The 14,096-nt window shown below is 62.2% G+C and carries 10 protein-coding genes; 5 read left to right on the forward strand and 5 right to left on the reverse strand.

Translation table 11 applies throughout. The features are described from left to right. Positions 1 to 39: 39 nt before the first annotated feature. Complete coding sequence (locus tag CQ002_RS25915; RefSeq protein WP_034107789.1) at positions 40 to 2,127, forward strand: LTA synthase family protein; 2,088 nt, start codon at positions 40 to 42, stop codon at positions 2,125 to 2,127. Positions 2,128 to 2,195: 68 nt separating this feature from the next. Here the strand turns inward: CQ002_RS25915 and CQ002_RS25920 are convergent, their stop codons facing one another. After that, the gene (locus CQ002_RS25920; protein WP_003236711.1) at positions 2,196 to 2,348 is read right to left on the reverse strand and encodes a DUF3309 family protein; all 153 of its coding nucleotides are present in this window, start codon (positions 2,346 to 2,348) and stop codon (positions 2,196 to 2,198) included. Between the two features lie 325 nt (positions 2,349 to 2,673). Here CQ002_RS25920 and CQ002_RS25925 point away from each other — a divergent pair, with 325 nt between their 5' ends. Then, a complete protein-coding gene (locus CQ002_RS25925; protein WP_034107783.1) occupies positions 2,674 to 3,489 on the forward strand; it encodes an SDR family oxidoreductase in 816 nt (271 codons plus the stop codon). A gap of 128 nt (positions 3,490 to 3,617) precedes the next feature. Further along, positions 3,618 to 3,821: a carbon storage regulator CsrA gene (csrA, locus tag CQ002_RS25930; protein ID WP_034107781.1), complete on the forward strand. Its 204-nt coding sequence runs from the start codon at positions 3,618 to 3,620 to the stop codon at positions 3,819 to 3,821. 2 nt (positions 3,822 to 3,823) lie between these two features. Here csrA and CQ002_RS25935 read toward each other — a convergent pair whose 3' ends face one another. From CQ002_RS25935 to CQ002_RS25950, 4 genes are all read right to left on the reverse strand, one after another. Then, complete coding sequence (locus tag CQ002_RS25935) at positions 3,824 to 4,051, reverse strand: YheU family protein (RefSeq protein ID WP_003172962.1); 228 nt, start codon at positions 4,049 to 4,051, stop codon at positions 3,824 to 3,826. A 59-nt stretch (positions 4,052 to 4,110) separates the two neighbouring features. After that, positions 4,111 to 5,295: an osmoprotectant NAGGN system M42 family peptidase gene (locus CQ002_RS25940; RefSeq protein ID WP_034107779.1), complete on the reverse strand. Its 1,185-nt coding sequence runs from the start codon at positions 5,293 to 5,295 to the stop codon at positions 4,111 to 4,113. Positions 5,296 to 5,440: 145 nt separating this feature from the next. Continuing rightward, the gene (gene ngg / locus CQ002_RS25945) at positions 5,441 to 7,174 is read right to left on the reverse strand and encodes an N-acetylglutaminylglutamine synthetase (RefSeq protein WP_105162622.1); all 1,734 of its coding nucleotides are present in this window, start codon (positions 7,172 to 7,174) and stop codon (positions 5,441 to 5,443) included. 3 nt (positions 7,175 to 7,177) lie between these two features. After that, positions 7,178 to 8,950, reverse strand: a complete 1,773-nt coding sequence (locus CQ002_RS25950; protein WP_105162621.1) for an N-acetylglutaminylglutamine amidotransferase — start codon at positions 8,948 to 8,950, stop codon at positions 7,178 to 7,180. 310 nt (positions 8,951 to 9,260) lie between these two features. Between CQ002_RS25950 and CQ002_RS28675 the strand changes: the two genes are divergently transcribed. Beyond that, positions 9,261 to 10,238 (forward strand): dermonecrotic toxin domain-containing protein, encoded by a 978-nt coding sequence (locus tag CQ002_RS28675; protein WP_234010344.1) that lies wholly within the window; start codon positions 9,261 to 9,263, stop codon positions 10,236 to 10,238. Positions 10,239 to 10,256: 18 nt separating this feature from the next. Beyond that, positions 10,257 to 14,093: an NEL-type E3 ubiquitin ligase domain-containing protein gene (locus CQ002_RS25955; protein WP_234010343.1), complete on the forward strand. Its 3,837-nt coding sequence runs from the start codon at positions 10,257 to 10,259 to the stop codon at positions 14,091 to 14,093. The last annotated feature ends 3 nt before the right edge of the window (positions 14,094 to 14,096 follow it).

The following is a 14,096-nucleotide window of genomic DNA, read 5'->3' on the forward strand; positions in this document are numbered from 1 at the left end:
TACTTCGTCACTTAAACTTCCAATGGGTCCTGAAACGACATGGCAAACCCGGACGCCCTGAGTCAGCAGCGAGCTTCTAATCGCCTGCTGCAACCGACCGTCAAATCCCATCTGGCATACACGCTGCTCTGCGCACTGGTCATGATGGTGATGTTCTCCCTGCTGCGCCTGGCGCTGCTGGTCTACAACCGCGAGATGATCCTCGACACGCCGGCCTCGACCTTCCTGGAAGCATTCGCCAACGGCCTGCGCCTGGACCTTCGCCTGGTGGTGTACCTGCTCATCCCGTTGCTGCTGGCACTGTTCAGCGTGCGGGCCATGGCCGCGCGCGGGTTCTTCCGTTTCTGGCTGACCGTCGCGTCCAGCATCGCCCTGTTCCTGGGCCTGATGGAAATGGACTTCTACCGCGAGTTCCACCAGCGCCTCAACGGCCTGGTCTTCCAGTATGTGAAGGAAGACCCGAAAACCGTGATGAGCATGCTCTGGTATGGTTTCCCGGTCGTGCGCTACCTGCTGGCCTGGGCCGTGGGCACGCTGATCCTGAGCATCGCTTTCAAAGGTGCCGACCGTGCGACGCGCCCTCGCGGACCATTCAGCGGAGGCAGCATCGGCACCCGGCAGGTTGCGCCGTGGTACTCGCGCATCGCGGTGTTCGTGGTCTGCTTGCTGATCGCCGTGGTTGCCGCCCGTGGCACCCTGCGCCAGGGCCCGCCGCTGCGTTGGGGTGACGTGTACACCACCGACTCGAACTTCGCCAACCAGTTGGGCCTCAATGGCACTCTGTCGTTGATCGCTGCCGCCAAGTCGCGCTTCTCCGAAGACCGCTCCAACATCTGGAAAGCCACCCTGGAGCAGCCACTGGCGACCCAGACGGTGCGTGACATGCTGGTGTTGCCACAAGAGAAGCTGGTGGATACCGACAACGCCGCCGTGCGTCGCGACTACACACCACCGGCGGAGAAGACCCTGCCGATCAAGAACGTGGTCGTGATCCTGATGGAAAGCTTTGCCGGTCACTCGGTAGGTGCCTTGGGTCGTCCTGGCAATATCACGCCGTACTTCGACAAGTTGTCCAAGGAAGGCCTGCTGTTCGACCGCTTCTTCTCCAACGGCACCCATACCCACCAGGGTATGTTCGCCACCATGGCGTGCTTCCCGAACTTGCCGGGCTTCGAATACCTGATGCAGACCCCGGAAGGCAGCCACAAGCTGTCGGGCTTGCCGCAGTTGCTCAGCGCGCGTGATTTCAACGACGTGTATGTCTACAACGGCGATTTCGCCTGGGACAACCAGTCGGGCTTCTTCAGCAACCAGGGCATGACCAACTTCATTGGTCGCAATGATTTCGTCAACCCGGTGTTCTCTGACCCCACTTGGGGGGTGTCCGACCAGGACATGTTCAACCGTGGCCTGGAAGAGTTGAAAGCCCGTGAAGGCGGCAAGCCGTTCTACGCGTTGCTGCAAACCCTGTCCAACCACACGCCGTACGCGCTGCCGAACCCGTTACCGGTGGATAAAGTCACGGGCCGTGGCAGCCTCGACGAGCATTTGACGGCGATGCGCTACTCCGACTGGGCACTGGGCCAGTTCTTTGAAAAGGCCCGCAAGGAGCCGTACTTCAAGGAAACCCTGTTCGTGGTCGTGGGGGACCACGGTTTCGGCAACGAGCAGCAGATCACCGAGATGGACCTGGGCCGTTTCAACGTACCGATGCTGATGATCGCGCCGGGTATCCAGGAGAAATTTGGCGAGCGTGACCATACCGTGGGCACCCAGATCGACATCGTGCCGACCATCATGGGGCGTCTCGGCGGTGACACCTTGCACCAGTGCTGGGGCCGTGACCTGCTGAACCTGCCAGAAGGCGACAAGGGCTTTGGCGTGATCAAGCCATCGGGCAGTGACCAGACCGTCGCATTGCTGACGGGCGACCGTGTGCTGGTATTGCCCAAGGAAATGCCACCGAAGCTGTGGGAGTACGAACTGGGCGCCAACCCGACCGGTAAAGTTATCCCTGAGTCGCCGGACGAGGCGGCGTTGAAGCAAAAACTCGAGTCGTTCCTGCAGACCGCGACCAAGAGCCTGCTGGACAACACGGCCGGTGTGATTGACGGCAAGCCGGATTAAGTATCCGGCAATAAAAAAAGAGGCCTTCTAAGGCCTCTTTTTTTTGCGTGTTACTGCAGGAGCGGCGGTTATATGCGACCGAGCAACAGCAGCACCACCAGGACGACCAGTACTACACCCAGGATACCCGACGGGCCATAGCCCCAGTTACGCGAGTGAGGGAATACTGGCAGACCACCGACCAGCAGGAGGATCAAGATAATGATCAGAATGAGGCTCATGGTTGTTTTCCTTATTGGCCTGCAAAGACCGGTTGTTTAACGACAGGCCCGACAGTTTAATCACGGACGCCTTAACAACTCCGACTGCCGTCCTTCACGGAAAATTCAGTATTTTTTTAAAGCATTTAGCAAACGTGCTTATTTCTTTTAGTGCGTTCGCAAATATGACTTATTAGTTGAAAAATATTGAACTTAGGCTATAGGCCGACCTCCGACCTGGTCGCTGGTTTGCCACGGGCATTCATCAATCTAATGGTGGATGGGTGCAGGAAAAACCTTCGCTACACTGCCGGTCACTTCTTCCGTGAACCACAAGGCTACTTCTATGCAAAATCGCATGATGATCACTGGCGCCGGGTCCGGCCTGGGTCGCGAAATCGCGCTGCGCTGGGCTCGCGAGGGTTGGCAGTTGGCCTTGTCGGACGTCAGCGAGCCGGGCCTGCAGGAAACCCTCAAGCTGGTGCGCGAGGCCGGTGGCGATGGGTTTGTGCAGCGTTGCGACGTGCGCGACTACAGCCAGCTCACCGCGTTTGCCCAGGCCTGCGAGGTGAAACTCGGCGGGGTCGATGTGATCGTCAACAATGCGGGCGTGGCCTCGGGAGGGTTCTTTGCCGAGCTGTCCCTGGAAGACTGGGACTGGCAGATCGCGATCAACCTGATGGGCGTGGTCAAGGGCTGCAAGGCGTTCCTGCCGCTGCTGGAAAAGAGCAAGGGGCGCATCATCAACATCGCGTCCATGGCTGCGCTGATGCAGGGGCCCGCCATGAGCAACTACAACGTGGCCAAGGCCGGTGTGGTGGCGCTGTCGGAAAGTTTGCTGGTGGAACTCAAGCAACAGGAAGTCGGCGTGCACGTGGTGTGCCCATCGTTCTTCCAGACCAACCTGCTCGACTCGTTCCGCGGGCCGACCCCGGCCATGAAGGCACAGGTCGGTAAATTGCTGGAAAGCTCACCGATCTCGGCAGCGGATATCGCCGACTACATCTACCAGCGTGTCGCCGAGGGCGAGTTCATGATCCTGCCCCACGAACAGGGGCGCATGGCCTGGGCATTGAAGCAGAAGAACCCGCAGTTGCTCTATGACGAAATGACCAGCATGGCCGATAAGATGCGTGCCAAGGCGCAGGCGGCCAAGGGCTGATCCAGTAGCGGTCTGTCAGACAACTTACCGGCGCATGTAGGGCTTGCCTGAATTCTTCGCAAGCCATTGATGCACCCCCACCGAGCGCGCATGGTCGAGGTCCTTTCATTGCTAAAAGGATAACCGCCATGCTGGTCTTAAGCCGTGCCGTAGGCGAAGTCATCTCCATCGGCGATGACATCGCCGTGCACATTCTTGAGTTGAACGGTAACCAAGTGAAGTTGGGCGTGGAGGCGCCAAGCGGGGTGCATGTACACCGTGCCGAGGTCTACCAGAAGATCCTCGATCGCCAGGGCGCAGCCACTCACCCGGTGACGGTGCCCAATCTCTGATGTCAGTCGAACAGGTGCTTGGGCACGTCGTGCTTGAGCATCAACTGGCATTGCTCGCTTTCCGGGTCGAACACAATCAGCGCCTGGCCCTTGGTCAGCGCCTGGCGCACGCGCAGTACGCGGGTTTCCAGCGGCGTGTCGTCGCCATTGTCGGTGCCGTCACGGGTGACGAAGTCTTCGATCAGACGGGTCAGGGTGTCGACTTCAAGTGCATCGTGGGGAATCAGCATACAAGCCTCGGGTGATGGATCCCGGCGATCCTACTGCGCCGGGACCGGAGTTGCCAGTTTCAGGACTTGTTGCCTACCAGGCTGTCCACCGACGGCACCCGTGTGTCGCTCTCCATCTGCGTCTCATGCTCGATCTGGTGACTGAACCGATCCAGGGAACCCTGCGCCGGCTGCGCATCACTGGCGAACACCGGTGGGCTGAGAATGTAGGCGCCCAACAGGCGGCTCAGTGCCGCCAGGCTGTCGATGTGCGTACGCTCGTACCCGTGGGTCGCATCACAGCCAAACGCCAGCAAGGCGGTGCGGATGTCGTGGCCGGCGGTCACCGCCGAGTGCGCGTCGCTGAAGTAATAGCGGAACAGGTCGCGGCGCACCGGCAAGTCATGGTCAGACGCCAGGCGCAGCAAATGCCGCGACAGGTGATAGTCATACGGCCCGCCGGAATCCTGCATCGCCACGCTCACCGCGTGTTCACTGGAGTGCTGGCCGGGGGCGACGGGGGCAATGTCGATGCCGACAAACTCGCTGACATCCCAGGGCAGGGCGGCGGCGGCGCCACTGCCGGTTTCCTCGGTGATGGTGAACAGCGGGTGGCAGTCGATCAGCAAGGGCTCGCCGCTGTCGACAATCGCCTTGAGCGCCGCGAGCAGGGCGGCGACGCCGGCCTTGTCGTCCAGATGACGGGCGCTGATGTGCCCGCTCTCGGTGAATTCCGGCAGCGGGTCGAAGGCCACATAGTCACCGATACCAATCCCCAGCGAATCACAATCGGCACGGGTGGCGCAGTAGGCATCCAGGCGCAATTCCACATGGTCCCAACTCACGGGCATTTCATCCACGGCGGTATTGAACGCATGCCCGGAAGCCATCAATGGCAGCACACTGCCACGGATCACGCCGTTGTCGGTAAACAGGCTGACGCGGCTGCCTTCGGCGAAGCGGCTCGACCAGCAGCCCACTGGTGCGAGGCTCAAGCGACCGTTGTCCTTGATCGCGCGAACCGCTGCGCCGATGGTGTCCAGGTGCGCGGACACCGCACGGTCGGGGCTGTTTTTCTGGCCCTTGAGGGTGGCGCGGATGGTCCCGCGCCGGGTCATTTCAAAAGGAATGCCCAGTTCTTCCAGGCGCTCGGCGACATAACGCACGATGGTGTCGGTAAATCCGGTGGGGCTGGGAATGGCGAGCATTTCCAGCAGCACTTTTTGCAGGTAGTTCAGGTCCGGTTCGGGGATGGTTCGGCTCATAAAGACTCCTGATTACGCGTGAAGATGGGGTGCCATCGGGGATTCATCGCGGGTACGTCCGCTCCCAGGTTCAGCGCATTCCAATGTGGGAGCGGGCGTGCCCGCGATGAGGCCGGAACAGCCAGCCCATCGCTCGAGCGGTCGGTTAACTGTGAGGAAACAACAAATCCACAAACCGCTCAGCCGTAGGCTGCGGTTCATGATTGGCCAGGCCGGCCCGTTCGTTGGCTTCGATAAACACATACTCGGGTTGATCGGCGGCCGGCACCATCAGGTCCAGGCCTACCATGGGGATGTCCAAGGCGCGGGCGGCGCGCACGGCGGCGTCCACCAGCGTGGGGTGCAGGATGGCGGTAACGTCTTCCAGGCAACCGCCGGTGTGCAGGTTGGCGGTGCGGCGCACGGCCAGGGTCTGGCCACGGGGCAGGATGCTGCTGTAGTCGTAGCCGGCGGCCTTCAAGGTACGTTCGGTCTCGCCATCCAGCGGGATTTTGCTTTCTCCGTCGGTAGCGGCCTGGCGACGGCGGCTCTGGGCTTCGATCAGCGCGCCGATGGAATGCTGGCCGTCACCGGTCACCTCCGCCGGGCGGCGGATCGCGGCAGCCACGACCTCGAAGCCGATCACCAGGATGCGCAGGTCGAGGCCTTCGTGAAAGCTCTCCAGCAGTACACGGCTGTCGAACTGGCGCGCTGACTCGATCGCCCGCTGCACGTCTTCAATGCTCTGCAGATCCACCGCCACGCCCTGGCCTTGCTCGCCATCCAGCGGCTTGACCACGATGCGCTGGTGCTCGTCGAGGAACTCCAGGTTGTCATCGGCGCTGCCCGCCAGTTGCTGCGCCGGCAGTTTCAAACCGGCTGCCTTGAGCACCTTGTGGGTCAGGCTCTTGTCCTGGCACAAGGTCATGCTGATGGCGCTGGTCAGGTCGCTCAACGACTCACGGCAACGCACACGGCGCCCGCCATGACTGAGGGTGAACAGGCCTGCATCGGCGTCATCCACCTGCACATCGATGCCGCGTCGATGGGCCTCTTCGACGATGATCCGTGCATACGGATTGAACCCCGCCTGCGGGCCGGGGCCGAGGAACAGTGGTTGGTTGATACCGTTCTTGCGCTTGATCGCAAACGTGGTCAAGGCGCGAAAACCGAGCTTGGCGTAAAGGTTCTTGGCCTGGCGGTTATCGTGCAGCACCGACAGGTCAAGGTAACTCAGGCCACGGCTCATGAAGTGTTCAACCAGATGGCGCACCAGCACCTCGCCCACACCGGGGCGTGTGCATTGCGGGTCGACCGCCAGGCACCACAGGCTGCAACCATTTTCCGGGTCGTGAAACGCCTTCTGGTGGTTGAGGCCCATCACGCTGCCGATCACCGCGCCGCTGTCTTCATCTTCCGCCAGCCAATACACCGGACCGCCTTCATGACGAGGCGTGAGGCGTTCGGCGTCGACCGGCAACATGCCGCGCCCTTGATACAGGTGGTTGACCGCCTGCCAATCGGCTTCGGACTGCACCCGACGAATGCGAAAACCGCGGAACACCCGGGTGGCAGGGCGATAGTCGCTGAACCACAGGCGCAGGGTGTCGGATGGATCAAGGAACAGCTGCTGGGGATCGATGCCCAGGATCTGTTGCGGCGCCGCGACGTAGAGCGCGATATCGCGCTCGCCGGGTTGTTCATTCAGCAGTTCCTGGGCCAGGGTCGCCGGGTCGGGGAAGGTATGCCCGATCAGCAACCGGCCCCAACCGCAATGCACGGCAATCGGCTCGGCGGCCAAGGGGCTGCCGTCTTCCGCCAGGCGGGCTTGCAGGCGCTCATAGGTCGGCGCCTGGCCTTTGAGCAAGCGTTGGCTGTAGGCCGCTGCATGGGGTTTCATCAATCAGATTCCTTGTTCGCTGAGCCACAGGTTCAGCGCCGCCAGTTGCCACAGCTTGGAGCCGCGCAGCGGGGTCAGTTGGCCTTGCGGGTCGGTGAGCAAGCGGTCGAGCATGGCGGGGTTGAACAGGCCGCGGTCCTGGCTGGGGTCCAGCAACAGTTCGCGCACCCAGTTCAATGTGTCGCCCTGCAAATGCTTGAGGCCCGGCACGGGGAAGTAACCTTTCTTGCGGTCAATGACTTCGCTCGGGATCACGCGGCGCGCGGCTTCCTTCAACACCTGCTTGCCGCCGTCGGGCAATTTGAACTGGCCCGGTACGCGGGCCGACAGTTCTACCAGGCGGTAGTCGAGGAACGGCGTACGCGCTTCAAGGCCCCAGGCCATGGTCATGTTATCGACGCGTTTGACCGGGTCATCCACCAGCATCACCGTGCTGTCCAGGCGCAGCGCTTTATCCACCGCTGCGTCGGCACCGGGCATGGCGAAATGCTCGCGCACGAAGTCACCGGCGGCATCGTTGGCGGTCAGCCATTTCGGTGCAACGGTGGCGGCGTAGTCGTCATAGCTGCGGTCGAAAAAAGCCTCGCGGTAGGCGGCATACGGGTCGCTGGCGCCGTCGACTTGTGGGTACCAGTGGTAACCGGCGAACAGTTCATCGGCGCCCTGGCCGCTCTGCACCACCTTGCAGTGCTTGGCCACTTCCCGCGACAGCAGGTAGAACGCGATGCAGTCGTGGCTGACCATCGGCTCGCTCATGGCGCGGAAGGCGGCCGGCAGTTGCTCGATGATCTCGCTTTCGGCGATGCGCAATTGGTGGTGACGCGTGCCGTAGTGCTTGGCGATCAGGTCCGAGTACTGGAACTCGTTGCCGGCCTCGCCACCGGCGTCTTCAAAGCCGATGGAGAAGGTCGACAGATCCTGCACGCCGACTTCGCGCAGCAGGCCGACGAGCATGCTCGAATCCACACCGCCCGACAGCAACACGCCTACATCCACGGCCGCGCGTTGACGGATCGCCACGGCTTCGCGGGTGCTGTCGAGCACGCGGTCGGTCCAGTCTTCCAGGGTCAGGTTCTTTTCATCGTCATGGGGGCCGTAGGGCAGGGTCCACCAGGTTTTCTGCTCGGTATTGCCCTCAGCGTCGATGCGCATCCAGGTGGCCGGTGGCAGTTTCTCGATACCCGCCAACAGTGTGCGTGGCGCAGGCACCACCGCATGGAAGTTCAGGTAATGATTGAGCGCCACCGGGTCGAGGATCGGGTTGATGTCGCCGCCCTTGAGCAACGCTGGTAACGCCGAAGCAAAGCGCAGGCGCTTGCCGGTGCGCGACAGGTACAGCGGCTTCACGCCGAGACGGTCACGGGCGATGAACACGAGCTGGGCATCGCGCTCCCAGATGGCAAAGGCAAACATGCCGTTGAGCTTGGGCAGCAGCGCTTCGCCCCAGGCGTGATAACCCTTGAGCAGCACTTCGGTGTCGCCACCGGAATAGAAGGCGTAGCCCAGGGCTTCCAGCTCTTCACGCAACTCCGGGAAATTGTAGATCGCGCCGTTGAACGCCAGGGACAGCCCCAGTTGGGCGTCGACCATCGGTTGGGCCGAACCGTCGGACAGGTCCATGATTTTCAAGCGTCGATGGCCCAGGGCAATCGGCCCTTGGGCATGGAAGCCCCACGCGTCAGGACCGCGTGGTGCCAAATGATGGGTGATTCGTTCCACCGCTGCCAGGTCGGCAGGTTGATGATCGAAACGTAACTCGCCAGCTAATCCGCACATAGATTCCTTACCGGTTTTTCCGTTGGGGAGGGACAAAAAAGGGACCTCGCCAAAATGGCGGGTACCCAGAGACTGACCCGGGCTGATTGTGGGAGTTTTAGAACAATACGTTATAAGGCAAAGGGCCTTGAGTGGCCGCAAGCCACGTCGCGTGCGACGGGGGCGCCCGTCTACGGTCGGTAGATAGGTCAATAAAGGATGCAAAAAGTGGGGGGATGCGCCGTGTTATCGACCGCCTATTTGAACCCTTCATCGCCGGCGTGGGCGTTATTGTCCGGGTCATTATCCAACGCAATAAGGACTGTTGCCGATGACCCTAAACCCGGCTGTAAGCCAGGCCGCTGCGCCTGTCACTCAGGCGCAAATAACCGCTGCACTGCTGGAAATCACCGGCGACCTGGACAAGGCCAAGGTGCTGCAGCACACGCTGCCCCCATGGCTGGTCAGTGCCACTGCTCAAACGCGTCAGGCGCTCGAAGCGGCGCATGCCAGCAGCCTTCAACCCCGCGAGCGGGCCGCGAGCCTGTTGCGCCGTGTAACACCCCTCAGGTCATTTTGTGCCGGGCGACTCAACGCACTCCTGGCGGCGAAGGGGCATGCTGACCTGGACGTCGAACGTGACTGGCTGGAGTTGCCCAAGCGGCAGTTCGCCGGGTTGACCGTCGGCAGCGGCTTACGGCTGCGGACGATGTCCTTGGACAAGCACAACCTGCTGCAGGCGGCCATGCAGAATTTCACCCTGGACCAGGCCGAGGCGGGGGGGCTGCCCGCAGGCGCGGTGATTCGAACGGGTGAGGCAGGCCAGGACGTGTCAACGCTGAGCGCTGGAGCCTTTGCGCGGTACTGCCGCGAACTGGACCTGGGCGAGGCTTATCAACGGCACCTGCGTGAGGTGTTTAACCTCACGGCGAGTGACGACGAGGGCGGCGCTGAACGGGCCTACAATCCGGTGGTCGGCGAGGTCGGCCAGTGCAAGATCAAGGACATGCACATCGACTTGCAGATCGCCCATGGCAAGGGGGATATCAGTGAGTCCGGCCATACCGCGTTGCAAGCCCTCCTGCTCAATGCCCGCTTGCCCGCCCGAAACCTGCAGCATGTGGTGTTCCATGAAAAGCCGCTGGCCTGGCAAGGGATGAATGTGCACGGGGCATGCCTGTGGAGCGTGCTGGTGTTCGGCCATGTCTCCACGCACGGCTTTGCTGATGGGCCCTTGCTGGTGTACATGCCAGGCGAGCCCGGGCGCCCGTGGTATGAATACCCCACGCTAGGCGATCTGACCGCCTAACTGACGCTCAAGCTTCAGGTGCCGGCCTATCGCACCTTTTTCACTCGCTACCTGGATGAGGCCGAGCGGTTCGGTTTTTTCCAACGTTTTGACAAACACAGGACACTGGAACGCGTCGAGCCCGTGGTGGTGGACGCCAGCCTGGAGCAGTTCTTCTTCGGCGCCCTGACCCGCAAGATCCAACTGGACGCCGTTGCATTGGCCGTACCGACGGCGCAAGTGGATGACGAGGTGCGCCAGAAACGCCTACAAGGCTATCTGGAGGCGGGCCTGAATATGTTGAACATCGCCGGCCTGGTGGTGCCGGTGCTTGGGCAATTGATGATCGGCGTCGCCGTCGGCGAGATGCTCGCCGAGGTCTTCGAGGGGGTGGATGAATGGACCCATAGCGACCAGGCCGAGGGCCTCGAACATTTGGTCAATGTGGCCGAAAACCTGGCGGCCATGGCCCTGTTCGCGGACGGTGTGAAGGTGGCGGGCAAGGTGTTCAGGGCCTACAAGTCCAATCCCGCGGAGTTCTTCGAGGCGGTCGAAGCCGTGCAGATGCCTGATGCGGCGCCTCGCTTGTGGCGTCGGCGGCTGAAGCCATACGGCCGGACGCTGGATGTCGACGCCCTGACGGTTGCCAATAGCCGTGGGATCTACCAGGCCGGCGGTCATTCATATGTCAGGATCAAGGGGGTGGTGTATTCGGTGGCCTACGATGAGCGGTCGGGTTACTGGCACGTCCTTCATCCGACGCGTTCCACGGCCTATTGTCCACGCCTGCTGCACAACCGCCAGGGCGGCTGGCGGTTTGCGTTCGAACACACCCAGGAGTGGGGCAGCCCGTCCTACATCCTCACTCGGCTCAACCCGCGCCTGGCCGCGCTGGCCCCCGAGCAATTGAAACACGTGTCGAGCATTGTCGACATGCGCCCCTCCCGGCTGCATGCCCTGGCCCTGCAAAACAGGCCGCTGCCGGAGCGCTTCAACGACTGCGTGGCGCGTTTCGCCCTGAACCAGCAAGTCCGCGATCTGACGTGGCAGCTGGAACATCAGCCACGGCCGGATGCAAGCACAGCGCGCGTCCAGTTGCTGGCGTTGCCGCTGATGCCGGGATGGCCGCAGGGACGGTTTTTCGAGGTACTGGACAGCCAAGGGGCGCTGCTCGAACGTTACCCGGGCACCGTACCGTTCGACCCTGGACACTTGAGCATCCACATCACTGAACAGGCGCTCAAAGACGGCGAAGTCATGGCGACCCTGCTCGACGTCCTGCCGCCGGACGAGACCTACACCCTGCTGGGGAGCTCGGTACCACCCGATGAGCAGGGCGCGGTGCTGGCGCGCCAGTTGCTGGCCTCGCTCAAGCGTACCCACCGAGAGGTGTTCCAGCAGCTGTACGAAGCAGCGGATGACATTACCCATTCAGACCACGGGTTGCTCAAGGCGCATTTCCCGCACTTGCCCAATCGCATCGCCTGGGAATTACTGTCCAAGACGTCAACCGTGCATCGCCGGCAACTGCGCAGCACCCGACGCGTGCCGCTGCCGCTCGCACAACGGGTACGCGAAGCGTTGGTCATGCAGGAAGAAGATCAGGCGTTGATCGGCCTGTACCTGCCGGAGCTGGCGGCCGCCCCCTCGCGACGGCTGGCCGTCAACCTGCTGGCGAAAGTCGCCGGGTGGCCGCGGGATATGCAAGTGCAGGTACGCCGGGACAGTGTGATCGGCAACCTGATCGGCACCTCTGGCAGCCAGCATGCACGGTGGCGGCGCACACTGGTCGAGACCGGCGATGGGGTCCAGGCGTTCGACGATAAAGGTGCGCCACTGGGCGAAAAGGCGTCAGGCCCAGAAGGGTTTTACCAGGCGCTGCTCGCCACTTTGTCGCCTGCGCAATTGGCAGCACTGAACCTATCGGGGGCAGAGCACGCCAGTCGGTTACGCGACGCGATCCAGGCGTGCGCCGAGGAAGAACGCCACGTGCTGTCACGCTATCTGTGGCCCGAACGTGCACTCCCTGAGCCGGCGCCGGTGCCGTGCGTCCAGGCCATGGTGCGCTCGACGCGGCACCCGGCGGCGCTGGTGCGCAAGGTCCACCGGCTGTATCCCGGTTTTGACGAGCGCCAGGTGGCGACGTTCCTGGACCGGCAAGGCTCCGATCACCTGACGCGCGCCCAGTCCGTGGAGGCGTTGGAGCGACAGTTCGAGGCCCTGCATCGGGCGCTCAAGGTGTGGCGCAGTGACAAGACGTCCTTCGGCGGTCTCCCTCAGCCCCAGGCAGATTACCGCTTGGGCCGTCACCAGGCGATGCAGGCCATCGAGGAGGGCTGGAAACAGATGCTGCTGTTGCCCGATGCCGACGGGGTAAAGGTCCCAAGCCTGGTACTCGATGGCCTGGTCGTGGGTCGACTGCCCACATTACCGGCGCAGGTCAACTTTGCCCATGTCCGGCAGTTGTCGTTGAACAGAATGGGGCTCGACGATGACGTGGCCTATTTTCTCAAGCACTTCAAGCAGCTTGAGGCTTTGGAACTGCGCAGTAACGAGGTGACACGCCTGCCGGAGGTACTGTCACAGATGCCCGCGCTCAAACGCCTGTACCTCAACGACAACCACCTGCAACTCACCGAACACACCCGCGCCAAGCTGGCTGACCTGCGAGGCCTGCAGGTATTGAGCCTGAGCAACAACCCGTTGACCGACCCGCCTGCCATCGGTCACCTGTTCGAGTTGCGTGAGCTGATGGTGCGTCATTGTCGTCTGCGCGCGTTTCCCGGTGGGGTGTCGCGCCTGCCCTACCTGCAGTACCTCGACCTGCGCGACAACGATATCCTGGCCTTGCCCGGCTGGTTGTCCACCGCGCCACGTCCGGTGGCTGAAGCCATCAACCTGCGGCACAACCCGCTGGATGAAGCCAGCCGAAAGACACTGGCCGACTACCGGAGCCGGACCGGCGTAGGCATGGGCTTCCTGGAAGATGACATCGCTCGCCTCAACGAGCAGAAGGCCCGGGAACTATGGTTGGCCGATAGCGGGGTTGCGCGGTACTCGCAAAAGGAGACCGTTTGGACAGGGCTCAAGCATGAGCCAGAGTCCGAGAGCCTGTTCGGGTTATTGGCCGAACTGGGCGGCACTGGCGATGCTCAACTGGTGCGTGAGGACCTGGAGCGGCGTGTCTGGCGGGTGCTGGAGGCCGCCGGGCATGACACGCAGCTACGCCATGAGATCTTTGACCGGGCGGCCACTCCCCTCAATTGCGATGACAGTGCGGCACTGAATTTCAGCAACCTTGAGGTGCTGGTGGAGATCCAAGAGGCTGCCAAAGGGGTCGAAGGTGGCAAGCTGACCGCCAAGCCACTGCTGAAGTTGGCCAAGGGCCTGTTTCGTCTGGACCAGTTGGACAGCTACGCCCGCACGCACAGTCAGCAGCACCCGGAGGCCGATCCGCTGGAAGTCAGCCTGGCGTACCGGACAGGGCTGGCCAGCAAGTTTCATTTGCCGGGTCAGCCCCGGCATATGCGTTTTGCGCGCCTGGGAGGCGTCACGCTGGAAGCGCTGAACAGTGCCGAAGAACAACTCCGGGCGGCGGAGCGCTCACCCAAGCTCTTGAACTACCTGGTGGAGCTGCCGTTATGGGACAGTCACTTGAAACTCACATTCAGCCGATCGTTCGAGGCGTTGAACGAGCCCTTTGACCAACGCCTGCAGGCTGTCTTTGAAAAAAGCACCGCGCTGAACGACGTCGACTACCTTGACCAGATGAACCAGATCCTGCGCGAGCAGCAAGCGGCGCATAAGGGCGAATCCGAGCGCCTGACCAAGGAGGCGCTGAAGCTCGGAGATCTGTCACCCTGTGTGATCCCGTGATAC

The organism is Pseudomonas sp. MYb13 (assembly GCF_002980075.1).
Lineage (GTDB): Bacteria > Pseudomonadota > Gammaproteobacteria > Pseudomonadales > Pseudomonadaceae > Aquipseudomonas > Aquipseudomonas lurida.